Source organism: Phocaeicola fibrisolvens, assembly GCF_025567125.1.
GTDB classification, from domain to species: Bacteria; Bacteroidota; Bacteroidia; order Bacteroidales; family Bacteroidaceae; genus Phocaeicola; species Phocaeicola fibrisolvens.
This window is the reverse complement of sequence record NZ_JAOQJI010000043.1, coordinates 1-25,498: the sequence shown is the minus strand read 5'-3', so window position 1 is coordinate 25,498 and position 25,498 is coordinate 1. Positions and strand designations below refer to the sequence as shown.

Sequence of the window (25,498 nt, the reverse complement as noted above, 5' to 3'; positions counted from 1 at the left end):
CCTGCCGTTGGCGGGAAGCCGGTGGGCTTTCACTCTCCTACCTTTGTTCTTTTTATATACATATAGACTTATGAAAAGAGTGTTGTTATTCCCTTTTTTGTTTTTTGCTTGCATAGCCTTGTCGGCTTGTAACCCTTCAGACGATACGCCGTCTGCCCCTGAAACGAACATTCCTGGACAATCGGAAAACACTGGAGATGCCGGAGAGTCTGGAAATAATGAAGAGAATGAAAATCCTGAAAACCCTGATAATGATGACGCACTTATGGAAAACAATACATTGACGCTGACAGTCAACGACCGCTCTTTTACCGCTACGCTTGCCGATAATTCGGCTACAGAGGCTCTCAAGGAGAGACTGGTACAAGGGGCCTTGGAGGTTCGCTTGGATGATTACGGAAACATGGAGAAAGTCGGTTCACTGGGCTTCTCACTGCCACGGACAGACCGGCAGACCACCACGGTGCCGGGCGATATCATGCTCTACCAAGGAAGTTCCATTGTCATATTTTATGGCTCGAACTCGTGGGCATATACTCCTTTGGCCAAAGTAGACGGAGTCTCTACCCGTGAAGAGATGCTGGACCTGCTGGGCGGAATGGGGAGCATCACGCTCACTCTTTCTTTGGCTGAATAACAATCTTATACACTACGGTATTCTGCAGCACCAGCGACTTGTTATGGGCAAAAAAGACAATTCCGTTGGTCGGAGCCTGAATTTCCATCAGGACATGACCGTAGTAAGGGTCGATGACAGAAGCCATCACCTCTCCTTTCTTCACCACATCGCAAGCGTGTTTCATCTTGTACAGGATGCCTGAAACGGGGGTTCTGACCGGTACCAGCTCTTCTTCATTCAGTTGGCGTGAATTGTAGTCCGGACTGCTGTAGTCGGTATAATTTATCAGTCCCGTGCGGTGCATAAAGCGGAAAATCGTATGCACACAGTCGGCCACGTTTTTTCCTTCCACGGTATCGTTTCCTCCACTGTAAAGGGAGAATGCTTTGGTGTTCCAGATTTGCCAGTTGTAATTGAGCAAGGTGGTATCGAACGGCAGCGGTTTGTAGAGGCAGACAAACGGGAGGCCGAAGAGAGCCGCCGTGGCCGTGTCTTCATAACCGGTCTGGGTAATCCGCACATGCGGTACAAAATCGCCCGGAACGTAAAAACTGGCCAACTGGATGCCGTAGGTGTAGCCTTGGATGGCCTCGAAAAGAGCGGCTGCGATACGCTGGGTGGTTTCTCCCTGGTCATAGCCCGGGAACATCCGGTTGATATCGGTATTGTCCATGGCCCAGAAACGCTTCTCGATGTTCATGGAGAAAGGGTTGGCCGAAGGAACGACCAGAATTTCATGCCCGGGCACCAGCCGGCCTTCTTTCTCCAGTGCGGCCAACCGGTTTATGACCTGTGAGCAGATGTATTGTTGCTGTATCTCGTTGCCACGCATGGCCCCTACCAGCGCCAGGCTCTTCTCTCCTTCTCCGAAACGAAATCCTTGGATGCGGAACGTGTCGCGGAAAGGAGATTCCATGCGGAAGATTATTTCATTTTTCATATCGGTTGCTTAAAATTGATGAATACGTGCCAGGAGGGATCCTTGATAGACGATGGGGTACGCGCGGAGGGTAAAAAGCAGTCCCCGGGTAGGCGCTTCCACAGTCTGGAAAACCTCTCCAGTGAGCGGGCTGACAATCTCGCCTATCTTCTCTCCTTTTTCTACAATCATATTGTTCTTGATTTCGGTGAGGAAGACACCGGAAGCATCCGCATTGAGGAAGCTCACCCGGTTGCCTACGGAGACGACCGGAGTGGGTACGGATATGGTTTCGGGAGCTTCGGCCCAGATGCCCAGGCTATGCATCAGGTTCAGGATGCCGTTTACCAACCGGTTGCCATATCCGTGGTTGATGCGCATGCCCACTCCCATCTCTACCACCAAGGTGGGGGTATCCAAACTGTTCAGTGAATGGGCCAAGGTAGCTTCCAGCACCGTAGCGGCTTCATGCACCCAGATGAAATCCACGTCGAGCAGCTTGGCATAAGGCACCAGCTTCTCCGCCGTATGTTCGTTGATGCGTACCTGCGGTATTTCCCGCAAGAAAATGTTGCTGGAATGGATATCGATTACCATATCCGCTCCCTGCAAGTCGCGCAGGAGGGTATAGGCCACCTGTTCGGTCATGGTTCCGTCCGGATTGCCGGGGAAGATGCGATTCATGTCCAGGTCGAAGCCCGGGATGCCCCGGGTGATGGAGTCGATGCCCAACGGATTCAATGCGGGATAAATCTCCACGGTACCGTTCAGTTTCTCCAGATTTTGTTGTACGATTTGATTGAGCCGGAAACAGACATACTGGCCTTCCAGTTCGTCGCCGTGCGTACCCGTCACGATGCAGATACGTTTGTTTGAGTTTCCATGGCGGATGACATTTTTCTTTATTAATAGCCGCTCATCCACAGGAAGGGCGGTAGATACCACTGTTTTTATCATAATTCTTCTACAATTACTCGGATTTCAGTCTGTTCCGTGGGGTGACCGGTATACACGCCACGGTTGACCCGGCAGTCCAGGGCATCGCGCCCATGCGCCAGTTTAATGTATCCGTATTCTATCAATTGGTTGTTTGTCGGGTCTATTCCTCTCCACTCATTGTTTACGAGCACTTCCCCCCAGGCATGGGTCACTCCCGTGCCCTGCATGAAGCCATTCACATAGCGGGCGGGTATGCCACAGGCGCGGCACAGTGCAATCAGGATGTGGGCATAATCCTGACACACTCCTTTCTGTTGCTGGAAGGCCTCCATGGCAGTAGTATTGATTTGCGTAGTGCCCGGAGCATAGCACATGTAGTCGTGAATCTTTTCCGAAAGGCGCAGGGCATAATCCAGCGCGTCGTCTTTCTTCGGTCCCGCGTCTGCCAGGAAGGCTTTCAGGGAGTCGGATACTCCGGTCAGGGCAGATTCCACCCGGAACACATCCCCATGTGTGAGCTCTGGAATGCGATACGGGCTAAGCTTCGCTTCCCCGCTGCTGACAAAGATAAACGCATCGTGCGCCTCGGCCCGGCTACCGTATTGCAGCGGATTTCCCCAGGCATCGGCTCCATAAATCAGGTAATCAGACGGATGGAGAAACATGTCGCGTTTCACCACCTGCTGATACGCATTGACACAAGGCATACACCTCAGGCTGAAGAAATGGTTGGTGACCGGCGAGCTGAAGTGGATGATGGTCTGATAATTATATAGATATTTCTTTACAATCATGGTTTCCTTACATTATATTCTTACAACAAGACAAGATGGTTGATGTATTTAAGTACGATTGACTTGTATCCCAGGTTGGAACAGTCGTACACATCTTCCCTTAGCAGTTCGTCCAGGTGCTCCAGAATCATCGGGTCGAAAATGCCTTCCTCGGTTTCCGCACACAGTTTCAAGGACTCGTATGCCTCTTCTATGCGATAGAAAGGATAGTCAAATCGGATGTGCATGTCCATGTTCTCCACGAGCTTGCCAATCCGCAGGAAATTGCGCACCCGCTCATCGAACACCCGTTCGTCAATCGAGCCCCAGAAGGCAAGCAAGTAGTCGGTAATCGGCTGAAGGTCGGTGATGTTGTCATCCTTTTTTTCGGCCGACTTCTGGATATACGACAACGAAAGTTCAATGTACGAAAGAGTTTCACTCATAATCTCCTCGCGAAGGACAATGGCGTTGTCATTGGCGGCAGTCAGTCCCGAAATCAGGGAACAGGGATTCTTATCATCGTACATATAGCCTATCCGGAAACTTTCCTTGTCCGGATAAGGATTACTGGTATCCAGTTTCTGATAATATTCCTCGTATTCCTTCGGCTTGCCGTCAATCATCTTGTCGTAGTAACGGCGCAGCAGGTGAAGGCTGATGTAGACTCTCTCTGTATATCGTCCAAGCCAGTACAGGCGGTTGGCCTTAATGGCTGAAATTGCATTGCATGTAATCATATTGTATTTGTTGTATTTGTTTTTTGAATCTGTTTATTCTTCCATTACCCACGTATCCTTGAATCCTCCTCCTTGGGAAGAGTTGACTACAAAGGAGTTCGGGTTGCGTGAAAAACGGGTCAGTCCGCTTTTCCATACCCGGGTCTGCTCGCCCGAAATGACGAAAGCCCGCAGGTCGGCTTTCCGTTCCACCCGCTCGTCGCCTTCCTGAATTTCCAGGTCCTTGAAGTCGATTACTTCCTGTGCAATCCAGCGGCGAGGCTCATCGATAATCAGCTGCTTCAGTTCCGCCAGTTTCTCGGGAGAAAGATCGCGGCCAAATACCACTCCGTATCCTCCGGCTTCGCTCACATCCTTGATGACCAGCTTCGCGATATTGTCCAGGATATACTGGTAATCCTCCTTGTAATATGGAAGATAAGTCGGCGCATTCTGTAGAATTGGCTGCTCGTTCAGGTAATACGTAATCATCTTAGGCACGAAATAGTAGATGCCTTTGTCATCGGCCACTCCATTGCCCAAGGCATTGACCACCGCCACATTACCTTTCCGGTAGGCCTGCATGAGATGAGGAATGCCTATCAGGGAGTCCGAATTGAAGGTCAGCGGGTCAAGGTATTCGTCGCTGATACGGCGATAGATGCATCCCACCTGCTGTCTTTCTTTGTACAGCCCCATATAGTAGACGATGTCGTTCTCAACCACCAAATCTCCCGGGAAAGCCAAGGTAGCTCCTGTCTTCTCGGCCAGATACGAATGCTCAAAGAAGGCCGAATTATAGCGTCCGGGAGTCAGGATGACCGAAATGCCCCATATAGTCCATCATCTCCTTCAGCAGACTGCTGTAGTCGCGGTTGTCGGCCACCGCATTTTCCTGAAAAGTGAGTGGCGATACTTTCCGCGTAATGGTACGGGCTATCATCGGATAAGACGCGCCAGAAGGAATGCGGAGGTTGTCTTCCAACACAAACTAGCGGTTGTCTTTTGCCTGCACCAGGTCGATACCCGATATGTGCGAATAAATGTTGTGGATGGGCGACACACCTTCGCACTCCGGAAGGTATCCCTTGGACGAATAAATGAATTCGGCCGGTATGATACCGTCTTTGATGATTTCTTTTTCGTGATAGATGTCGTTTAGAAACAAATTTAATGCATCTACCCGCTGTATAAGTCCCCTTTCCAGATAATCCCAATCTTCCTTGGATATTACCCTCGGTATGGCATCAAAAGGGAACAACTGTTCTTTAAAAACCCCGTTTTTGTACACTCCGAAACGCACGCCAAAGCGTTCCATCCATTTGTTGACTGCACCTCGGTTTTCAATCATTTTATCCATATCCTTACCTTTTTTAAATTATACCTTATCTCCATCTTTTTCACTTGCGCTACGTTTGATTTCCCCTTTGCAAACGAGCGATTCTTTTTGTCCATGTTCCTGGGAGAAAGACATCCCAAGCTTATCAATTTAATGCTTGTGTTATCATTTTATTTTCATATTTTGCATAATTGTAGCATTATAAATATTGTTTTCGCGAAATTATAAATAAAAAGATATTTAAACAAGCATTTTTGAAACAAAATGAAATTTAATTCCTTGTTGACCACAGGTGCCGCCCAAGGTGGAATATTCGTTGACTCCCCGCGGAAAATCCTTGCTCCCCTATCTGAACGGACTGATACAATGGGCTAAGGAGCAGATGGACAACATCCTGCAGGATCGCCGGAATGAATCGGACGGTTCAAGTATATGACACTGTCGGCCGTTACTTGCGGTGATGCGGGTGGACAAAAAAAATCTCCGTCGTGAAATGCGGGATTTCTTCTCAAAGAATGAAAGCCCTTGTTCCGCGACGGAGATGCAAATCTGAAAAACGGATTAGAATTTTTCAGCCAATGCGGCAGCTTGCTGACAGCCGTCGGTTTTCTCAATGTCCCCTTCGTTCAATACACCGGGCACCAGTACCTCTCCTACCATGTTCCACTTCAACAGTGCCGCCGACCGTTCCAAAGGAATACGTATACCATCCATGACGATAGGATCTTCTTCCTCACAGCAGGTAATCAAGGCACATTTCTTTCCGGCAATGTCCTTTCCGCCCACTACGAGCGAGAACAGACGGTCGATGACACCTTTTATCTGTGCCGGAATGGAATATCAGTAGACCGGCATGGAGAAAACCACGGCATCCGACTCCAAGATGGCCGGGGCAATGAAGTTGAAATCGTCGTCGAAAGAACAGGCTTTTCCTGTCTTGTAACACGTCATGCAGGCATGGCATCCGCCAATCTTCAGAAAAGCGGCATCAAAACGTTGGATGGTATGACCGCGCTGTTCGGCGGCTTTCACAAACGCCTTGGTCATGGCAAAACTGTTGCCCTTCTTGCGAGGGCTTCCGGTAATTACGGTAATTTTCAGGGCCGCTTTTTCCACGGCTTTATACTCTTCGATACTTGCTCTCATATTCCACAATTTAAGGAGGTTATACTGCTGCAAATGTAGGCGATGGGAACGGTTCATACAAGTACCGAAAAATTATTCGGTATGCAGGGGATTCGGGAGTTCTCCTTATCTTTGCGATTGTGTAATTGTTTACTCTTTAGAAACCATGTACGAAAGAAAGATACCTGTGGATTTGGACTGCCCGCTCCGGCTGACCATGAGCCTGATAGACTCCAAATGGAAATCGTGTATGCTGGATGAACTCCGGCATCGGGCGTTGCGTCCCAGCGAACTGCACAAACTCTTCCCGGAAGCGACTCCCCGTGTACTCGACATCCAGTTGAAGGAACTGGCAGAAGACGGACTCGTTTCCAAAACCACCTACCATGAAGTGCCTTTGCGGACAGAATATGCCTTGACCGAGTTGGGACGCAGTCTGCTGCCGATTATTGACTCGATGATTGAATGGGGCAACCGGAATACGGAAGTGTTTGAACGGAAATACGGCGCTGCAAAGGAATGAGAATCCCTGCCACGCCGTAGTCGATTTTCTAATTTATCGGTTCAGCCTGATTTTCTCGTGATAGAAATAGTTGACAAGCACAGGTTTTCCTTTTTCGGAACGTCCGTAGGGCAAGTCATTCACTCGATAAGGAAAGCCTTGTTGTGCGGCATAGGATGAAATTTCCTCCTCCAAGGCTTTCCAGTAATCCAGTCTTTTCTGGTTGTATATTTCCTCGTACAGCGGAAAGAGTGCGGGATGCTTCTCACGAATATACGCCATGATTTCTCCTTTGAATTGCCCGCGCAGATTCAGGTTTTCCAGCCAAATTAAATCAGCATATCCTTTTACTTCTTCGATAATAGCCTTCACATCGGTGATTCCCGGGAATATGGGCGACACGAAACATACGGTACGGATGCCTGCCTCATAGACCTGCTGCATCGCACGCAAGCGGCGTTCGATGCTGACTGCCCGGTCCATGTCCGCACGAAACTCCTCATCCAGTGTGTTGACCGACCAGGAAACCGTGACCTTGGGGAATTGCTTCAACAGGTCCAGGTCGCGCAGCACGAGGTCGGACTTCGTACAAATCATCAGTTCGGCCTGTGTACCGCGAAGTTCTTCTAGCAAACGGCGGGTGTTTCGGAACTCTGCTTCGTAGGGGTTGTATCCGTCTGTCACGGAACCTATCACAATACGTTCACCATCGTATTTATGCGGGTTCGCTATCGGTTTCCAGTGCTTCACATCCAGAAACGTGCCCCACGGTTCAGTATGTCCGGTGAAGCGTTTCATGAATGAGGCATAACAATATTTGCAGGCGTGCGGGCAACCCACGTATGGGTTCACCGAATAACCTCCGACGGGCAGAGAGGATTTGGTCATGACGCTCTGCACTTCAATCTCTTGAATGATTTCTGTATCCATCGCTTATAATGCTATACATTCCCCATCTTCGGGAATAATCAAACGATTCATATCTATGTGATTATGCTGGGCTTCGTTACGCAGGATTTCACGTGTAGTCTGACAATGGTCAATGGCATCCATGTGTACAGCAATCAGTCTTACATTCTTTGGCACTTCATCCAGTATCTGCATTACTTCATGCTCATCGGGCAAAATCGGTCCGAAATCTTTGGAAAATTCCGGAAACACAGCTCCCCCACAGTTGACAACTATATAATCCGGATGATATCGATCGATGTTCTCACGAATGGTATTCTCCCACCTACAGTCTCCCATCACATAAATGGTAGGCAGCCCTTTAGACTCCAAGACAAAGCCAGATACAGGTCCCATCATTTCTGCAAGTTTACCGAAACCGTGATGCCCGTTTGTCCGGAAAATACTCACTTCTCCTAGCTGTTTCATCTCTTCTATGGCTTCTACATTCATAAATCCGTCGTGTACGATTGTTTCTTTATCTGCCGGTTGGGTGAAAAATGGGATGGTATAAGGCAAATAATGTCTTACACTCGGTTCGTAATGATCGATATGGTTATGAGTCAACAAAACCATGTCTACATCTTTTACAAGGTCGGCTGCCGACATGTTCAGATGTACTCTTGGATTCTTATTCACTCCAAGCGCCGACCTTAACGTTTCTTTTTCAGCCAACACCGGATCGACCAATATACACTTGCCTGCGTAATAAATCTTCAATGTCGCATTGCGCACCAATTGAATAACTGCTGTCTTGTTCTTATCCATAGCCTTCTGTTTTTTGTTCATCGCAAAGGTCGGTATATTTTGTTTCACTCTTCATGCCCAAAAAGAAGGGAAACAGGCCATTTTGATAATTACATTCTTTATCTTTGCGTGTGAAACAATTTGGAAAAGTCATGAAAAAGAAAAATCTCAATCCGGAAAGACTTGTCAACATCCCGTTCAACAAGACGCAATGCGGCGTGGATTTCTATATCAATACCGGACATAGTAGTGAGATTTGTGGAGTACTGACTGAGAATCCGACCTTCAAGACGGATTTCTTCGAATTTTTCTTTTTCCGGAAAGCCAACGGTTTTCTGGTGCTGAACAACAAACGAATAGCACTGCATGATGACATGGCGCTGCTTCTCTCTCCGCACCAGCAACAGGAATGGCACGTAGAGGAAGAAGCTTTGGACTATACCTTTCTTATCTTCCGAGAGGATTTCATGCGCACTTTCATTGCCGACAAGTTCTTTGCCTACCGTCTGCTGTATTGTTACCAGACGGATACTCCTCCTTACCTGTCACCCGTTTCCCAACCGTTGTTTAGGGAATGTATGCAGTTGCTCGAGAAAATCAAGCAGGAACTGCAACATCCCACTGCCGACAGCTATAACCTGATTGTAGCTGTATTGTATTACTTGCTACTGGTAATTAACCGTGAATATGCTGCGACCTACCATCTTCCCATGGATGTTCCTAAAAACAACTATGCCTATCAGTTCAAGGAGCTGCTTGAAAAGCATATTCGCGACGTACAGCGTGTTCAGGAATATGCCGATATGCTCCATATCAGTCGGATTACCCTGAACCATGCCGTAATGGCTCAGTTCGGAGTATCTGCCAACCATTTGTTGAAGCAGCGACTGGTAGAGGCCTTGAAAAACGATCTGTTGTTTTGCAACCGTACCATCAGCCAGCTGGCCGATGATTTCCATTTTTCCGACCCCAGCCATCTGATGCGTTTTTTCAAGCAGCAGACTGGCAAGACTTGTTTGCAATATCAGTCGGATTATCAGAACGGCATCTACGAATAATCTTAATACGCTCACTTCTATAGGTAAAGTTCGTTCCCTTTCCGCTGAGAACAGGCTTTCTTGAGCAGGGCATTGACCAGAAACAACAGGAAGCGATTGATTTTGCGGGCAGAATGAGGGCAGACCGCTACACAACGCATGCAGGAGATGCAGGCTTTCTTGTCCACTTTCCGGGAATCCGTCGGATTGATGGCTCCTACGGGACATTTGCGGGCACACACTCCACAGTTTATGCAAGCTTTTGTGGGTTTCGGTACAATCCCCGTCGCTCCTGCCTTCCGGTAAGGACGGTGACCGGGAATCTTCGGTTCGCAAGTATCTCCAGAAGCGATTTTCTGCGCTATCTGACGGGCAAATTCCGCAAGCTGTGTCCGGTCTTCTTCGTCCGGACGTCCGGCGGCATAACGGCGGGCAATGGAGTGTTCGGCTACGGCCGCTACGGCTGCCACCACTTTAAATCCGGCCTGATGGGCGATGTCCTGTAACTCGACTAAGGTATCCTCGTAGGCACGGTTTCCATACACGCAAATGAGAATGGCGCTGGCACCGTGGCCTTGCAAACGGGCAATACGTGCGGCGGCAGTCTCGGGTACCCGTCCACTATAAGAGGGTACGGCAATTAAGACCACATCTTCCTTCGTCAATGAAATGCCGTCAAAGTTTCCTTTGGCATCGGTCAAATCTATCTTGACAGCACTTTGGGCCAAGCCCTTCGTTACGGCATCTGCCACTTTCTGTGTACCTCCCGTGGGACTGAAACAAATCTCGTAATATTTCATTTTTCTTCTATTTTTTTAGATGGAATGATTTCCGGTTACACTACAAACGAATCACGACCTTTCCGTCGGGATGCCCCTGCGACAGGAAGCGGATGGCTTCACTCGTCTGCTCAAGATGGAACACCTGTGGAGCGATTCTGGGACGGATATGCCTTTCTTCCACCATACGAGTCACTTTTTCCAACTGCTCTCCATCGGCACGTACAAACATGAACCGATATTCTTTTCCTTGCTTCCGGGCTTTGCGGTCGTAAGGAGCACCTACGGCGGCAAACAACCATTTCTTGAAGAAAGAAAAGCCGTTTCGTTCGGCATATTGCTTGTTGGGGGCAGTCCGCAGACTCAACAAACGTCCTCCTTTTTTCAGTACCGACAGCTCATGAGCAAATTCCTTGGCTCCGATGGCATCAATCACATGATCCACTTCCGGCAGCACTTCCCAATAATTCTCTTTCCGGTAATCGATGTAACGGTCGGCTCCTATACTCAGCAAATGTGCCTTGGCCCGTTCGTTGCCCGTCACAATCACCCGCAATCCCAGGGCTTTGGCAATGGGCACAGCCATCTCGCCAAAACTTCCGGAGCCTCCTGTAATCAAAACCGTTTGTCCGGGTTGCGCTTCCAGTTCTTCCGTGAAAGCCTGATAAGCCGTCAGTCCTGTCAGCGGAATGGCAGAAGCCGTCAGAAAGTCACAATCTTCCGGCATGAAAGCCAAGGCGTGCTGGTCTACGGCCACATATTCGGCAAAAGCCCCGATTTTGGCCAAGGGCAAACCAGGCATACACTTTGTCGCCGGCTTTAAAGCGAGTCACATCGGCACCTGTCCGTTCCACGATACCAGCACATTCGTTGCCCAAGGTCAACGGCATGGGATAGTCTTGAATCACCCGGATACTTCCGGTCAGAATAAGCTGGTCTAACGGATTGACTACGGCTGCCTGAACCCTTACTAATACGTCCGACGGACCAATCTCCGGTATCGGAAGTGAATTGAGGTGGATTTGAACTTCTTTCGAATATCTTTTAATTTGAGCTGCTTTCATTTGAGGTGTCATATTTTATACAAATATCAAGAATTTTCTTCTTTTTAGATGCAAAAGTATGGAGAATAAAAAAATAGAAAGAGGTAAAAAAGTCTCAGAAAATAGTTACTTTTTCGCGATTTCTCCCAATGAAAGCAACTCCATCGGCCTAAAAAAGCATCTCTATCCGGGATGAAGGGAAGATTATCTGTCATTCAGGTAAGGCAAAACGGAAGAATATTTACTACTTTTGTCACACTTAGTTATGTAAAAAGACACGAACAAACTTGTAATTAACGAATCGAATGAAAAAAGTATATCTTTTTATTATAGGAATCAGTTTGGCCTGCCAAGCGGGTATGGCTCAAATGTCATCACACGATACACTTTCACTTACAAACCAAATTCACCAGATAGACGAGGTGGTGGTGACTGGTGCCCGTCAAGAGACGGATGTGCGCCACCTGTCGCAGACCGTATCGGTGGTGGGGCGCGCCGAGATTGAACATTCCCTACAACCGTCCTTATTGCCGGTGCTGACCGAACAGGTTCCCGGACTCTTTGTCACCTCACGCGGGGTGATGGGATACGGCGTGTCCAATGGGGCGGCGGGAAGCATCTCCCTGCGCGGGCTGAGCGGAGGAACGGCCCGGCTGATGGTCTTGATTGACGGCCATCCGCAATATGCTGGCATTTTCGGTCATCCGATAGCCGATGCCTACCAGTCGTTCCTAGCCGAACGGGTGGAAGTGTTGCGGGGGCCAGCCTCGGAGTTGTACGGCTCGAACGCCATGGGCGGCGTAATCAACATCGTGACGCGGAAGATGCAGAAAGACGGGGTGAACACCCATCTGCATGCGGGTTGCGGTTCGTATAATACCTTGGAAACGGAACTGACCAACCGTGTCCGCAAGGGACGGTTTTCGAGCGTGGTATCCGGTTCGTATAACCGTACCAACGGACATCGGGCCGACATGGGCTTTGAACAATATGGTGGCTATGCCAAGCTGGGATACGAAATGACCGACCATTGGAACGTGCGAGGCGACGTGAACGTGACGCATTTCAATGCTTCCTATCCGGGGCCGGTCAGTGCACCGTTGTTCGACGGCGACCAGCGAATCACGCGAGGCATGACTTCGCTTGCGCTGGAGAACCGCTACGAAAAGACTTCCGGGGGATTGAGTTTCTTCTACAACTGGGGAGACCATTGGATTAACGACGGATATACGCCTTCTGCCGGGGAAAGTCCTCAGGAGGCCCGTTTCAATTCTCATGATTACATGACGGGGATATCCCTTTATCAAAGTACACAGTTCTTCCCGGGAAACCGTATCACGCTGGGCTTCGACTGGTTCCGTTACGGAGGCCGTGCCTGGAATGAGTATGTGAGTGGAGAAAAGGTGGGCACTACCTCTGATTTGGTGGACAAGGAGGAAGACGAACTGGCCGGTTACATCGACTTACGGCAGGATTTTTGCTCTTGGCTGACCTTCAATGCGGGGTTGCGGGTGGACCATCATTCACGGGTGGGTACGGAATGGGTGCCGCAGGCCGGACTGGCTTTCCATTTGCCGCAAGCTATGGAACTGAAGGCGTCGGTTTCGAAAGGATTCCGCTACCCTATCCTGCGGGAGATGTATATGTTTCCGCCGCAGAATCCCAATCTGCAACCGGAATCGATGTGGAACTACGAACTAGCCTTCTCGCAACGGTTAATAGAGGGATGGCTGTACTATGGCGTGAATTTATTTTACATCAATGCCAAGAACCTGATACAGACGTTGCCCAATCCGCACGGGAGCGGGATGCTGAACCAGAACACTGGAAAAATAGAAAATACAGGCGTCGAATTGCAGGCAGCTTACCGCATCAACCGCGCCTGGTCGATAGACGGGAACTACAGTTACCTGCACATGGCGCATCCGGTCATCGCCGCTCCGGAACACAAACTTTACGCCGGAGCCAATTTCTCCCAAGGCCGCTGGAACGTGTCGACGGGGCTGCAATACATCGCGGGGCTCTATAACCAGACTGACCCCGCAGTGACAGAGGACTTCGTGCTATGGAACGTGCGGGCTTCCTTCCGGGCTACCCGCTGGCTGGACATCTGGGCACGTGGCGAGAACCTACTGGCCCAGCGATACGAAATCAATGCCGGATATCCTATGCCGCGCGCCACGGTGATGGCCGGAGTAAACTTCAATTTTTAGGAAATCAGGCTCTTGTTACGTGAAGAAACTGGAAGAATAAGTTTGGGAGATTCGCAAGTTCTCCCTATTTTTGCTCTCATTATGAAAAAGACTGTAACCTCTCTGTTACTGGCATGGACCATCGGTTCATGCGGTACCTCTCTCCTGCAGGCACAAACTGCTGTGGAAAAAGGCCTGCAAAGTATTAACCGACCTTCGGCCGAAGCCATCGTAGGCTTTCTGGCAGACGATGCCCTGCAAGGACGCGAAGCCGGTATGAACGGGTCGCGCGTGGCTGCTCGCTACCTGGTTTCCTGCCTTCAGGAAGCTGGGATTTCTCCTCTTTACGGAGATTCCTATTATCAACCCTTCGAGGCGTGTGCCAAGGAAAGACAGCAAAAAGGCCGCTGGCAGGTACATCCCGATTCCATCGCCCAATTGAAGCAGCTGACACACCGTTCTCTTCAGATGGCCAACGTGCTGGGAATGATTCCCGGAGAACGGACCGACGAGTATGTAGTAGTCGGTGCCCATTTCGATCATCTTGGTATTGACGAGACATTGGCGGATGACAAGATTTACAACGGAGCCGATGACAACGCGTCAGGAGTGTCGGCAGTGATGCAAATTGCCCGTGCCTTTCAGGCCAGTGGCAAAAAACCGCTGCGCAATGTGATCATCGCCTTCTGGGATGGAGAAGAAAAAGGTTTGCTCGGCTCCCAGTATTTCATGCAGCATTGTGATTTCGTGAAGGAGATTAAAGGTTATCTGAATTTTGACATGATCGGGCGGAACCATTTCCCGGAACAGCCCGAACATGTAGTATATTTCTATACGGAGGCGCATCCGGCCTTGGGACAGTGGCTAAAGGACGACATCGTCCGTTACAAGCTGAAACTGAAGCCCGACTACCGTCCTTGGGACCGTCCGGTGGGAGGTAGCGACAATGCCTCGTTTGCCGTGCACGACATTCCCATCATCTGGTATCACACGGATGGGCATCCGGACTACCACCAGCCTTCCGACCATGCAGACAAGCTGAACTGGGAGAAGGTGGTGGAAATCACAAAAGCTTCTTTCCTCAATGCCTGGAATCTGGCCAACGAGAAATCCTATTAAGTCGTCATCAGATGCCGAACAGTTGCATGTCCGCTTCGGGGGTAGTAATACCTCCGATGCCGAACTGTTCGACCAGTACCTTGGCTACGTTCGGTGAGAGGAAGGCCGGCAATGTGGGTCCCAGGTGAATGTGTTTCACGCCCAGACTCAATAGGGCCAGCAGGACGATGACCGCCTTCTGTTCGTACCAGGCAATGTTGTACACGATGGGCAGTTCGTTGATGTCGTTCAACTGGAAGACTTCCTTCAGCTTCAGGGCAATCACAGCCAGTGAGTAACTGTCGTTGCATTGTCCGGCATCGAGTACCCGAGGGATTCCCTGAATGTCGCCCAACGGCAGTTTGTTGTAACGGTACTTGGCACAACCTGCAGTGAGGATGACCGTATCTTTCGGAAGGGCCTGTGCAAAATCGGCATAGTAATCGCGGCTCTTCATGCGTCCGTCACATCCCGCCATGACCACAAACTTGCGGATGGCTCCACTCTTCACCGCTTCTACCACCTTATCGGCCAGCTGCATCACCTGATTATGAGCAAATCCACCGACAATCTCTCCCTGCTCCAGTTCCACCGGTGGCTGGCATTGCTTGGCCAGTGCGATGACCTCCGAGAAATCCTTGTGTCCCTCGGCATCCGTAGCGATGTGCTTGCAGCCGGGATAACCTGTCGAGTTGGCCATAAACATCCGCTCCTTGTACGTTGCATTCTCCAGTGGCGGCACGATACAGTTGGTGGTGAACACAATCGGACCGTTAAAGGCCGTGAATTCTTCGCGCTGCTTCCACCAGGCGTTTCCGTAGTTGCCCACAAAATGCTTGTATTGTTTGAACGCCGGATAATAGTGTCCTGGGAGCATCTCACTATGCGTATACACATCCACCCCCGTACCTTCGGTCTGGCGCAGCAAGTCTTCCAAATCGTGCAAGTCGTGTCCGCTGATCAGAATACCCGGATTCTTGCCTACTCCGATGTTCACCTTTGTCAGTTCCGGATGACCGTAGCGGGTGGTGTTTGCCTGATCCAACAACGCCATTACCTGTACCCCGTGCTGTCCGGCTTCGAGAACCAGCGCCACCAGTTCATCGGCTCCCATTGCCTGTACGGTGATGCGGGCCAGCGCCGATTGCATGAACGCATGGATAGCTTCATCGGCAAAGCCCAGTCGCATGGCATGTTCGTGGTAAGCGGCCATACCCTTCAGTCCGTACATCAGCAGTTCCTTCAACGAGCGAAGGTCTTCGTTCGGCTCTCTCAGCACCCCTACGGAAGCCGATTTAGTCAGATAGTCCGCTTCCCCACCGTTCCAGGTCAGTTCGTCCACCTCCGGCAAGGCGATGCCGGCATCGGCGGCACGTGCCTTCAAGCGGTCGCGCAGTTCCAGGCCTTTACGTACACGGGCCAGGATGCTTTCGTCATCAAAATTGGCATTGGTAATCGTTGAGAAAAGCGCGTCGGTGACAAAACCATTCACATCGGCTTCCACCTCATGGCCTTTCGTACGCAAGGCATCGGCAGCTACGGATACTCCGCGCACTACAAACAGCAGTAAATCCATGTAACGTGCGGTGGTATCTTTCTTTCCGCATACACCTTTCAACACACATCCTGTGCCCTTGGCAGCTTCCTGGCACTGGTAGCAAAACATGTTTCCTTCCATATTCTTTCTTGGGTTATTGTTGATTTTTCATTAAGTTTGCACAAAGATGAGGAATCCCCCGCGGGATTTCTGTCACCTATGTGACACGGAACCCAAAGAAAAGTTAAAAGAAAGATGCATACCGAAGTTTTGACACGAATGAGCCTCTTTGAAGGATGCGAGGCAGAAGCCCTTCACCAACTGCTGCGTGAGGCCCCGAACAGTTTGCGCATATATAAGGAAGGAGAATACATCGCCCGTCAGGGAGACGCATGCCGTTCCTTGTTTATTCTGATGAAAGGGAACGTGAAGACACAAATGGAAAATGCCGAAGGCAAACAGCTCACCATCGACTGGATCAAGGCGCCTGACATTCTGGCTCCGGCCTTTATCTATGCCTCGGAGAACCGTTTCCCGGTGAATGTGGAAGCCACGGAACTCTGCGAGGTGCTTGTCATGGACCGTACCCGTTTTGAGGCGTTCATGCATGCCCAGCCGGCCGTGATGCGGAACTTCATCGCCATCATTTCCGACCGGAGCCTGTTTCTGAGCCGCAAGCTGAATGAATTTGCCTTACAGAGTCTGAAATCACGCCTGCTGAACTACCTGCAGATGCACGGAGGCATCCACAACCAGCAGGAAGTGGCCTTTATTTTGGGAGTAGCCCGTCCGTCACTGGCCCGCGCTCTGTCGGAACTGATTGCCGAAGGAAAAATCACCATGACGGGTAAGCAGGTGGTACTGAATGCCCCCGAATGAGACTTAACCGAGCGAATCCTCTTCACTCTCCATCGGAAGAAGGTCGCGCTGGATGTTGTTCATGCTCCCCCACAGACTGTAACGTGCTTCCGGATTCATGGCTTCTAATCGGGCCAGCACCTCTTTCATGTCCGAGCGATGGGAGTCTTTTTCATACGGACAATTCTTCACCTGCTTGCGGAATCCCCGGAGAGCAGCCATTTCCTTCAAGTCGGCTTCGTGTACCAGACACATGGGACGGATAATCGTCATGTCGAACTTGCGCATTACGAGCCGCGGCGGCATGGTGCTGAAAGCCCCTTGGAAGGTCATGTTCATGAGCAAAGTCTCTAGAATGTCGTCCATGTGGTGTCCCAACGCGATTTTGTTGCATCCGTGCTCCTTGGCCACGGTAAAGAGCGCCTTTCGCCGATTCCACGAACACAGGAAACACGGAGATTTCCGGTTGTCGGTCGACGGGTCGAACTCCGTTTCATAGCACACATACGGTACCCCCAGGTTCTCGGCATACTCGCGCAGATAGGTCTGGTCGGACTCGTAGGCGATGTTCTTCATCACCACATGAGCTGCCACCACTGAAAATTTAGGCTTGTAGATGCGTGAACGCAAAGCCAGCAACTCCAGCAAGGCCAGTGAGTCTTTCCCACCCGAAAGGCCCACCAGGATTCGGTCGCCTTCTTCTATCAGATTGTATTTCATCACCCCTTTCATGAACCGCTGGTTGATACGGCGCATCAGGCGGTCTTCTTCCGTCATTTTTCCCATATATTTGTTTTTAAACGGCGGCGAAATTACGAAAAACACCCGAATAACAGGAAACGGTTACAGTTTTTTATGAAGCATATTGTTTTGAATTATTGCATTATTTGTTATATTCGCAAAACTAAAATGCTCAAAGTTCCACGTAAAAAAGAAAAATAGGGAACAGAAAATGGCATAATTCCCAGAATATTCCTACATTTGAGAAACTTTTAGACACAGAAACGATGAAAAAAAAATACATACTTCCCCTTTTAGCTCTTTGTTGCATCGGAGGAGTTTCCGCACAGACTCTGAGCCAGGCACAAAAATGGTTCAACGACAAGCAGTTCGACAAAGCAAAACCTGTATTCAAACGGTTGGTCAAACAGGCTCCTTCAAATGCAAACTATAACTTCTGGTATGGCGCATGCTGCTACGAAACCGGTGAACTGCAGGAATCGGTTCCTTATTTGGAGAAAAGTGCTGAACGCAAGGTCATCAATGCGTTTCTTTATTTGAGTAAAGCCTATTTCGATCTTTACCGTTTTGACGAAGCCATCGAAAACCTGGAAGACCATATCTATTGGATGGAACGGAAAAATCAGGACACATCGAATCTAGATGAACTGATGAACCGGTACCGGATGGGAGCCCGCATGATGCGAGGCGTGGAGAAGGTAGCCGTGATTGACAGTTTTGTCGTCGACAAAAATGATTTTCTTCAGGCATACAAAATCAATGAAGAATCCGGGAAAATAGCCCTTACCGGTGAGAATGACTGTACGGAATTTACCAATGGAATAAAAGATAAAAAAATCCTTTCCCGCTATCTCTCAGGAGGAGAACATAAAGCCCTTTATATCAGTGCGACATTGGGAAACAACTGGAGTACTCCTGAGAAAGTCAAAGGACTGGAGGATGCGGGTACGGATTTGAATTATCCTTTCATCAATTCCGACGGTATCACCCTTTATTTTGCGGCCAAAGGTGAAGAAAGTCTGGGAGGCTACGACATTTTTATCACACGCTACGATACAGAAGACGGGAGCTACCTGAAGCCAGACAATATAGGATTCCCTTTTAATTCTCCTTTCAATGACTACATGTATGCCATCGACGACTTTAACGATTTAGGATGGTTCGCCTCCGATCGTTACCAGCCCGAGGGTAAGATCTGCGTCTATGTGTTTGCCCCCAACAGTTCCAAACAAGTATACGATTATGATTCTACAGATCCGGGACTACTGACCAATATTGCCATGCTGAACGGTATCCGCCATACCTGGAACGATGCAGACAAAGTCCGACTAGCCAAACAACAACTGGCACAGGTGATGTACGGAGAAAATGAAAGCCGGAAGAAAGGTGATTTTCGTTTTGTCGTGAACGATAATGCCATTTACCATAATCTGGACGATTTCCGTTCGGCTGAAGCACGCCAAAAATACCAACAATTTCAGCAAAAGGAAAAAGACCTGGAAGCCATCAGTGAATTGCTCGTGCAAAGCCGAAGCAAATATGCCTCCGGAAGCCTTGGGATGAAGAAAGAACTGACTCCGGGCATTCTCGACCGCGAAAAACGAGTGAAAGAGTTGCACAAGGAAATCGAAGTTCTTACCCTTGACATCCGGAACACAGAAATCAAGACATTGAAGAACCTTTAATACACACATACCATGGAAACACTGATTATCATCGCACTCATCATTGGAGGCCTGATACTCTTTGCCATCGAAGTCTTCCTGATTCCCGGCATCAGCGTGGCGGGAATCGGAGCCGCGGTGTGCATCCTCTATGCCATTTATTCCGCCTTTACCTCACTCGGTTCACAGGCCGGATTCCTCACCATCGGTGTCTCTTTACTAGGCATCATTGGCGTAACATGGTGGTTCATGCGCTCCAAGACCGTCGACCGCCTGTCGCTGAAGAAAACCCTCGACTACCGCCCCTCTCCTCTTGAGGGAATGGATCTGAAACCCGGTGACCGGGGTATGAGCGTCACCCGCCTGACCCTGATTGGCAACGCCGACTTCAACGGACACATCATCGAAGTGCAGTCGGCCGACGGATTCATCGACGAGAAGACGCCGGTAGAGATTGTCCGCATCAACGAGACCACGGTGTACGTGAAACATGCGTAAACTTTACGTTCACCCTTCTTTCTGTATTCACTTTTAAATCTAACGTATATGATTAATCCCGCTTATCTCCCCTTTATTTTGGCCGGAGGTGTCATCATCTTCCTGGTCATTTTTTTCCACTACGTGCCTTTCTTTCTCTGGCTCTCGGCCAAGGTATCGGGCGTCAAGATTTCGCTTATCCAGCTGTTCTTGATGCGCATCCGTAACGTGCCGCCCTACGTCATCGTACCTGCCATGATTGAGGCCCATAAAGCTGGACTGAGTACCATTACCCGCGATGAACTGGAGGCTCACTACATGGCCGGCGGACACGTGGAGAAGGTGGTACACGCCCTCGTGTCGGCTTCAAAGGCCAATATCGAACTGTCTTTCCAGATGGCGACGGGGATTGACCTGGCCGGACGTGACGTGTTCGAAGCCGTACAGATGTCGGTCAACCCGAAAGTGATTGATACTCCTCCTGTCACCGCCGTGGCCAAGGACGGTATCCAGCTCATTGCCAAGGCCCGTGTGACCGTACGCGCCAACATCCGCCAACTGGTGGGTGGAGCCGGTGAAGACACCGTACTGGCCCGTGTAGGCGAAGGCATTGTCTCTTCCATCGGTTCCTCCGAAAACCATAAGTCGGTACTCGAAAACCCCGATTCCATCTCCAAGCTCGTGCTGCGCAAGGGACTGGATGCCGGTACTGCCTTCGAGATTCTTTCCATTGATATTGCCGACATCGACATTGGCCGTAACATCGGAGCTTCCCTGCAGATTGACCAGGCCAATGCCGACAAGAACATCGCCCAGGCCAAGGCCGAGGAACGCCGCGCCATGGCCGTAGCCCTGGAACAGGAAATGAAAGCCAAAGCCGAAGAAGCCCGTGCCAACGTGATTCAAGCCGAAGCCGAAGTGCCCAAAGCCATGGCCGAAGCCTTCCGTACGGGTAACTTGGGTATCATGGACTACTACCGGATGAAGAACATCCAAGCTGATACCGACATGCGAAGCAGCATTGCCCGACCGGATTCCCATCCTGCCGGACACGAACCCATCGGCAAATAAGAAGACATAAACTTTACTTGACTAAAAACGTAACACACATGAAAAAGTATTTTCCTCCTTCAGAACTGATCATCAACGAAGACGGTTCTGTATTCCATCTCCACGTGAAACCGGAGCACCTGGCCGACAAAATTATTCTGGTGGGTGACCCCGGACGTGTGGCCCTCGTAGCTTCCCACTTCGACACCCGCGAATGTGAAGTGGAAAGCCGTGAGTTTCGTACCGTCACCGGTACCTACAAAGGCAAACGCATCATGGTGACCTCTACCGGCATCGGGTGCGATAACATCGACATCGTGATGAATGAAATCGATGCGCTGGCCAACATCAACTTCCAGACCCGCGAAGAAAACGACACCTTCCGACAGCTGGAAATCGTGCGCATCGGTACCTGCGGCGGCCTGCAATCCTACACGCCCGTAGGCACCTTCATCTGTTCCGAAGTCTCTGTGGGATTCGACGGCCTCCTGAACTTTTACGAAGGACGCAACGCCGTGTGCGACCTGCCCATGGAACGCGCTCTGCTTAACCACCTGGGCTGGACAGGTAACCTCTGCGCCCCGGCTCCCTACGTAATTCATGCCGACAAGGAACTGGTGGACCGCATCGCCGGCACCGACATGGTACGCGGCGTAACCGTGGCATGTGGTGGTTTCTTCGGTCCGCAAGGACGTCAGCTCCGTATCCCCTTGGCTGATCCGCACCAGAACGAGAAAATCGAAAGCTTCGAGTACCAGGGACACCGCATCACCAACTTCGAAATGGAAAGCTCTGCCCTGGCCGGACTGGCCCGTCTGCAAGGCCATAAAGCCACCACCGTGTGCATGGTCATTGCCAACCGCGTAGCCAAGGAAGCCAACACCGGATACAAGAGCAAAATCGACGACCTGATTAAAGTCGTCCTCGAAAGAATCTAGTAAATTAATTATCAATCAACAGGTTCCCTTCTCCGGAAGAGAGCCTGTTTTTCTGTCTGAAAAATTATCTACATGGAAGCAAGTTTTAAATCCACCCTTACCGACAAGCGTCAGCGCTATGTCCAGTTCCTTGAACAATTCGCTCCCCTGATTGAAGGCGAGAAAAACGAAATCAGTATATTGGCCAACACCAGTGCCGCCCTGAAAGAAGCCTTCGGATTCTTCTGGGTAGGCTTCTATCTGGTACACGAAGGCGAGCTTCACCTCGGCCCGTTCCAAGGCAGCGTGGCCTGCTACCGCATCAAGAAAGGCCGCGGTGTATGCGGTACCGCCTGGGCCGAAGCCCGTACCCAAGTCGTACCCGATGTGGACCAGTTTCCCGGCCATATCGCCTGCAGTTCCCTCTCCCGCTCCGAAATCGTCGTGCCGATGACGGCCAACGGAGAAGTCCGGGGCGTGCTTGACATCGACAGCGACCAGTTGGCTACCTTCGATGAAACCGATCGCAAATACCTCGAAAAAGTGGTCGACCTGCTGGTGAAAACCCTCTACCTGCCCGCATAAATCTGTCGGCTCCCCTTCCGGATGTAACCCGAAAACCGTATCTTTGCAAGGATTTTAAAAGCAATACACACGTGAACATACTACAAACCCAAGATACCATCTGTGCCATCGCTACCGCCCAAGGTGGAGCCATCGGCACCATCCGCGTGTCGGGTCCGGAAGCCATCACCCTCACCGACCGCATTTTCAAGCCCGTTTCCGGTAAACCGCTGGCTGAACGCGAACCCTATACCCTCACCTTCGGCCACATCCTTAGTCCTGAAGGAGAGATTATCGACGAAGTGCTGGTCAGCCTTTTCCGAGGCCCTCATTCCTACACGGGAGAAGACTCCACGGAAATCTCCTGCCACGGTTCGAGCTACATTCTCCAACAGGTGATGCAACTCCTTATCCGGCAAGGATGCCGTGCCGCCGGACCGGGGGAATACACCCAGCGTGCTTTCCTGAACGGCAAGATGGATTTGAGCCAGGCCGAAGCGGTGGCCGACCTCATCGCCTCTACCTCTGCTGCCACCCATCGCATGGCCATGAACCAGATGCGCGGCGGATTCAGTCGGGAACTGGCCACCCTGCGCGACAAGTTGCTCCTCCTCACCTCCCTCATGGAACTGGAGCTTGATTTCAGCGACCATGAGGAACTGGAATTTGCCGACCGTTCGGAACTGGAAGACATCGCCCGTCAGATTGAGCACGTCATCCATCACCTGGTGAATACGTTCAGCGTAGGAAATGCCCTCAAAAACGGGGTTCCCGTGGCCATCGTAGGCGAAACCAATGCCGGGAAGTCTACCCTGCTGAATGCCCTCCTGAACGAAGAACGCGCCATCGTGAGCGACATTCACGGTACCACGCGCGACGTCATCGAGGATACGATGAACCTGGGCGGCATCACCTTCCGCTTTATCGATACGGCAGGTATCCGTGAAACGACCGACACCATCGAAAGTCTGGGTATCGAGCGGAGTTTCCAGAAACTGGATCAAGCCGATATCGTGCTTTGGGTCATCGACGCCACTTGTGCCGAGAAGCAATACCGTGAACTGGCCGGAAAGATTCTACCCCGCTGCAAAGGCAAACACCTGGTGATTGTGCTCAACAAGGCGGATTTGCTTTCATCGGCAGAACCTTTTACGGATAATACTGCTTCTTCGACGGATGCACAACTTGCTCGCCTGAAAGCGGCTCTCCCCGATTTGCCGGAGGGCGTATGTGTGCTTTTTCTTTCGGCCAAGCAGAAAGAGGGACTTTCTCAGCTTCAGAAGCAGTTGGTGGACTTCGCCGCCCTGCCCGACCTCTCACAGAACGATGTGGTGGTGAGCAACATCCGTCACTACGAGGCCTTGAGTCACGCGTTGGAGGCTATTCACCGCGTACAGGACGGACTGACCCTACATCTTTCCGGTGACTTGGTTTCACAAGACCTCCGTGAGTGTCTCTTCCACCTGGCAGAGATTGTGGGCGGGGAAATCACGACCGATGAGGTGCTGGGGAATATTTTCAAGCATTTTTGCATCGGCAAGTGAAGCGGCTTTTTTGTTGCTCAATTCAAATACAAAACGGATATTATCAAAGCGAAATAATCTGCAATAACACAGTTATTTACAATTGCTATAATCAAAGTAGTAATTTTGCATTGATAATATTCGTTTTGTCGTTTTTTTGTTGTTATTTTGTTGCTCAAACCAAATTCAGCAACAAAAGCAACAAAAATGAGTAATTCCAAAGAACCTATCCGGTTGCGGAAGCGGAAGACTTCCACCGGGCGAACATCGCTTTATCTTGATATATACCTTAACGGTAAACGCTCTTACGAGTATCTAAAATTATACCTTATTGAAGAAAAGACAAAAGCCGACAGGGAAAAGAACCGACAGACCATGCAGCTTGCAGAAGCAATACGGGGAAAACGGTTGGTAGAACTGCAGAACGGAGAATATGGCTTCAATGCAGCCTACAAACTTGACACAAATTTCCTCGACTATTATAAGGCGATGTGCGAAAAGAGGAAAGGGAATCCCGAAAGTTTGGGGAATTGGGGTAACTGGTACAGTTGCCTTAAACATCTTGAAAGATACTGTAAACCGGGTATGACATTCAAAGACGTAACCCCGGAATGGATTGAGGGCTTCAAAAAGTATCTTGATAAAACAGCCCGTTGCCGGGATAAAAGAAAACACATCAAGACAGACGAAGTAATGAAGCCTTTGTCACAAAACAGTAAGGTTAGCTATTTTAATAAATTGCGTGCCTGTATCAATCAGGCTTTCGAGGACAGAATTATGCCACATAACCCTTTGCGTGGCATAGAGGGCTTCAAACAAGGGGAAACGGAACGTAGTTACCTTACTATTGATGAAGTGCGGGCTATGGCTGCAACGCACTGTAAATACCCGGCTTTGAAAAACGCCTTTTTATTCTCGTGTCTGACAGGGCTTAGAAAGAGCGATATTGAAAAGATGCGCTGGCGTGAAGTTCAGCAACAGGGAGATTTTACCCGTATTGTGTTCAAACAGAAAAAGACCGGAGGACAGGAATACCTCGACATAAATCCACAGGCTGTACAATACATGGGTGAAAGAAGAAAAGCGGATGATCGTGTTTTTGTCGGATTCAAATACAGTTCATACATGATAACTGAATTGAGAATGTGGGCTATGAGAGCAGGGATAACAAAGGACATAACATTTCACTCCGGACGGCATACCTTTGCCGTGCTTATGCTTGACCTTGGAGCTGACATTTACACGGTACAGAAACTACTCGGACATAAAGAGATAGGCACGACACAGATATACGCCAGTGCGCCCAGATTGGTCGCTTGATAAATACTTCTGTAGTAAGAAGTTAGGATTGGGTTCAATATAATCCTATCGTCAATCAGCTTATCCGA

28 protein-coding genes and 1 pseudogene are annotated in these 25,498 nt (G+C 50.0%); 14 read left to right on the top strand and 15 right to left on the bottom strand.

Annotated elements, in window-relative coordinates:
* Window positions 1-70 precede the first annotated feature (70 nt).
* A complete protein-coding gene (locus OCV81_RS14405; RefSeq protein ID WP_148330661.1) occupies window positions 71-637 on the top strand; it encodes a cyclophilin-like fold protein in 567 nt (188 codons plus the stop codon).
* Here the strand turns inward: OCV81_RS14405 and OCV81_RS14400 are convergent.
* The 6 genes and pseudogenes from OCV81_RS14400 to OCV81_RS14375 form a co-directional block, all read right to left on the bottom strand.
* The gene (locus tag OCV81_RS14400; protein WP_148330660.1) at window positions 615-1,559 is read right to left on the bottom strand and encodes a M14 family metallopeptidase; all 945 of its coding nucleotides are present in this window, start codon (window positions 1,557-1,559) and stop codon (window positions 615-617) included. The two genes, OCV81_RS14405 and OCV81_RS14400, sit on opposite strands and share 23 nt — an antisense overlap.
* Before the next feature lie 9 nt (window positions 1,560-1,568).
* The gene (locus tag OCV81_RS14395; RefSeq protein WP_148330659.1) at window positions 1,569-2,495 is read right to left on the bottom strand and encodes a M14 family metallopeptidase; all 927 of its coding nucleotides are present in this window, start codon (window positions 2,493-2,495) and stop codon (window positions 1,569-1,571) included.
* Window positions 2,492-3,271, bottom strand: coding sequence for a transglutaminase family protein (locus OCV81_RS14390; protein ID WP_148330658.1), 780 nt, complete (start codon window positions 3,269-3,271; stop codon window positions 2,492-2,494). The genes OCV81_RS14395 and OCV81_RS14390 overlap by 4 nt, the downstream gene beginning before the upstream one ends.
* Window positions 3,272-3,291: 20 nt before the next feature.
* Window positions 3,292-3,990 (bottom strand): alpha-E domain-containing protein, encoded by a 699-nt coding sequence (locus tag OCV81_RS14385; protein WP_148330657.1) that lies wholly within the window; start codon window positions 3,988-3,990, stop codon window positions 3,292-3,294.
* A 33-nt stretch (window positions 3,991-4,023) separates the two neighbouring features.
* Complete coding sequence (locus OCV81_RS14380) at window positions 4,024-4,740, bottom strand: circularly permuted type 2 ATP-grasp protein (protein ID WP_262640378.1); 717 nt, start codon at window positions 4,738-4,740, stop codon at window positions 4,024-4,026.
* A 25-nt stretch (window positions 4,741-4,765) separates the two neighbouring features.
* Window positions 4,766-5,287: pseudogene (locus OCV81_RS14375) on the bottom strand (circularly permuted type 2 ATP-grasp protein).
* 325 nt (window positions 5,288-5,612) lie between these two features.
* Between OCV81_RS14375 and OCV81_RS14370 the strand changes: the two are divergent.
* Window positions 5,613-5,744, top strand: coding sequence for a winged helix-turn-helix transcriptional regulator (locus OCV81_RS14370; protein ID WP_394802548.1), 132 nt, complete (start codon window positions 5,613-5,615; stop codon window positions 5,742-5,744).
* Between the two features lie 125 nt (window positions 5,745-5,869).
* Here OCV81_RS14370 and OCV81_RS14365 read toward each other — a convergent pair whose 3' ends face one another.
* Both OCV81_RS14365 and OCV81_RS14360 read right to left on the bottom strand, forming a co-directional pair.
* On the bottom strand, window positions 5,870-6,094 hold the full coding sequence (locus tag OCV81_RS14365; RefSeq protein ID WP_262640375.1) for a hypothetical protein: 225 nt from the start codon (window positions 6,092-6,094) through the stop codon (window positions 5,870-5,872).
* Between the two features lie 54 nt (window positions 6,095-6,148).
* The gene (locus tag OCV81_RS14360) at window positions 6,149-6,454 is read right to left on the bottom strand and encodes a flavodoxin family protein (RefSeq protein ID WP_262640374.1); all 306 of its coding nucleotides are present in this window, start codon (window positions 6,452-6,454) and stop codon (window positions 6,149-6,151) included.
* A gap of 145 nt (window positions 6,455-6,599) precedes the next feature.
* Here OCV81_RS14360 and OCV81_RS14355 point away from each other — a divergent pair, with 145 nt between their 5' ends.
* Window positions 6,600-6,956, top strand: coding sequence for a winged helix-turn-helix transcriptional regulator (locus OCV81_RS14355; protein WP_148330655.1), 357 nt, complete (start codon window positions 6,600-6,602; stop codon window positions 6,954-6,956).
* 33 nt (window positions 6,957-6,989) lie between these two features.
* On the opposite strand, the gene OCV81_RS14350 is transcribed toward OCV81_RS14355, so the two are convergent.
* Both OCV81_RS14350 and OCV81_RS14345 read right to left on the bottom strand, forming a co-directional pair.
* The gene (locus tag OCV81_RS14350) at window positions 6,990-7,865 is read right to left on the bottom strand and encodes a radical SAM mobile pair protein B (RefSeq protein WP_148330654.1); all 876 of its coding nucleotides are present in this window, start codon (window positions 7,863-7,865) and stop codon (window positions 6,990-6,992) included.
* Window positions 7,866-7,868: 3 nt separating this feature from the next.
* Window positions 7,869-8,651, bottom strand: coding sequence for an MBL fold metallo-hydrolase (locus OCV81_RS14345; RefSeq protein ID WP_148330653.1), 783 nt, complete (start codon window positions 8,649-8,651; stop codon window positions 7,869-7,871).
* Between the two features lie 131 nt (window positions 8,652-8,782).
* On the opposite strand from OCV81_RS14345, the gene OCV81_RS14340 reads away from it, so the two are divergent.
* Complete coding sequence (locus tag OCV81_RS14340; RefSeq protein ID WP_148330652.1) at window positions 8,783-9,688, top strand: helix-turn-helix domain-containing protein; 906 nt, start codon at window positions 8,783-8,785, stop codon at window positions 9,686-9,688.
* A gap of 17 nt (window positions 9,689-9,705) precedes the next feature.
* Here the strand turns inward: OCV81_RS14340 and OCV81_RS14335 are convergent, their stop codons facing one another.
* The 3 genes from OCV81_RS14335 to OCV81_RS14325 are packed head-to-tail and all read right to left on the bottom strand — an operon-like array spanning window position 9,706 to window position 11,510.
* Entirely contained in the window at window positions 9,706-10,467 is a 762-nt protein-coding gene (locus OCV81_RS14335) for an EFR1 family ferrodoxin (protein WP_148330651.1), read from the bottom strand.
* Window positions 10,468-10,507: 40 nt separating this feature from the next.
* Window positions 10,508-11,248, bottom strand: a complete 741-nt coding sequence (locus tag OCV81_RS14330) for an NADP-dependent oxidoreductase (RefSeq protein ID WP_262640373.1) — start codon at window positions 11,246-11,248, stop codon at window positions 10,508-10,510.
* Window positions 11,157-11,510 carry an alcohol dehydrogenase catalytic domain-containing protein gene (locus OCV81_RS14325; RefSeq protein WP_262640372.1) on the bottom strand — a complete coding sequence of 118 codons (354 nt, stop codon included), beginning with the start codon at window positions 11,508-11,510 and terminating at the stop codon, window positions 11,157-11,159. The genes OCV81_RS14330 and OCV81_RS14325 overlap by 92 nt, the downstream gene beginning before the upstream one ends.
* Before the next feature lie 338 nt (window positions 11,511-11,848).
* On the opposite strand from OCV81_RS14325, the gene OCV81_RS14320 reads away from it, so the two are divergent.
* Entirely contained in the window at window positions 11,849-13,702 is a 1,854-nt protein-coding gene (locus OCV81_RS14320) for a TonB-dependent receptor (RefSeq protein WP_262640377.1), read from the top strand.
* Between the two features lie 81 nt (window positions 13,703-13,783).
* Window positions 13,784-14,800, top strand: a complete 1,017-nt coding sequence (locus OCV81_RS14315) for a M28 family metallopeptidase (RefSeq protein WP_204434509.1) — start codon at window positions 13,784-13,786, stop codon at window positions 14,798-14,800.
* A 7-nt stretch (window positions 14,801-14,807) separates the two neighbouring features.
* Here the strand turns inward: OCV81_RS14315 and hcp are convergent, their stop codons facing one another.
* Window positions 14,808-16,457, bottom strand: a complete 1,650-nt coding sequence (hcp, locus tag OCV81_RS14310) for a hydroxylamine reductase (protein WP_148330649.1) — start codon at window positions 16,455-16,457, stop codon at window positions 14,808-14,810.
* 114 nt (window positions 16,458-16,571) lie between these two features.
* Here hcp and OCV81_RS14305 point away from each other — a divergent pair, with 114 nt between their 5' ends.
* Window positions 16,572-17,195 carry a Crp/Fnr family transcriptional regulator gene (locus OCV81_RS14305; protein WP_022354541.1) on the top strand — a complete coding sequence of 208 codons (624 nt, stop codon included), beginning with the start codon at window positions 16,572-16,574 and terminating at the stop codon, window positions 17,193-17,195.
* A gap of 3 nt (window positions 17,196-17,198) precedes the next feature.
* Here OCV81_RS14305 and OCV81_RS14300 read toward each other — a convergent pair whose 3' ends face one another.
* Window positions 17,199-17,960, bottom strand: coding sequence for an ATP-binding protein (locus tag OCV81_RS14300; RefSeq protein WP_148330648.1), 762 nt, complete (start codon window positions 17,958-17,960; stop codon window positions 17,199-17,201).
* Window positions 17,961-18,181: 221 nt separating this feature from the next.
* Between OCV81_RS14300 and OCV81_RS14295 the strand changes: the two genes are divergently transcribed.
* The 7 genes from OCV81_RS14295 to OCV81_RS14265 all read left to right on the top strand — a co-directional run bounded on the left by OCV81_RS14295 (window position 18,182) and on the right by OCV81_RS14265 (window position 25,430).
* Complete coding sequence (locus OCV81_RS14295; protein WP_148330647.1) at window positions 18,182-19,600, top strand: tetratricopeptide repeat protein; 1,419 nt, start codon at window positions 18,182-18,184, stop codon at window positions 19,598-19,600.
* Between the two features lie 12 nt (window positions 19,601-19,612).
* Window positions 19,613-20,077, top strand: a complete 465-nt coding sequence (locus tag OCV81_RS14290; protein WP_148330646.1) for an NfeD family protein — start codon at window positions 19,613-19,615, stop codon at window positions 20,075-20,077.
* Between the two features lie 48 nt (window positions 20,078-20,125).
* The gene (gene floA / locus OCV81_RS14285; protein ID WP_148330645.1) at window positions 20,126-21,127 is read left to right on the top strand and encodes a flotillin-like protein FloA; all 1,002 of its coding nucleotides are present in this window, start codon (window positions 20,126-20,128) and stop codon (window positions 21,125-21,127) included.
* Window positions 21,128-21,165: 38 nt separating this feature from the next.
* Window positions 21,166-22,044, top strand: coding sequence for a nucleoside phosphorylase (locus tag OCV81_RS14280; RefSeq protein WP_148330644.1), 879 nt, complete (start codon window positions 21,166-21,168; stop codon window positions 22,042-22,044).
* 72 nt (window positions 22,045-22,116) lie between these two features.
* Window positions 22,117-22,608: a GAF domain-containing protein gene (locus OCV81_RS14275; RefSeq protein WP_148330643.1), complete on the top strand. Its 492-nt coding sequence runs from the start codon at window positions 22,117-22,119 to the stop codon at window positions 22,606-22,608.
* A 71-nt stretch (window positions 22,609-22,679) separates the two neighbouring features.
* Window positions 22,680-24,131, top strand: coding sequence for a tRNA uridine-5-carboxymethylaminomethyl(34) synthesis GTPase MnmE (gene mnmE, locus OCV81_RS14270; protein ID WP_148330642.1), 1,452 nt, complete (start codon window positions 22,680-22,682; stop codon window positions 24,129-24,131).
* A 186-nt stretch (window positions 24,132-24,317) separates the two neighbouring features.
* Window positions 24,318-25,430, top strand: coding sequence for a site-specific integrase (locus OCV81_RS14265; protein WP_148330641.1), 1,113 nt, complete (start codon window positions 24,318-24,320; stop codon window positions 25,428-25,430).
* Window positions 25,431-25,498: the final 68 nt, after the last annotated feature.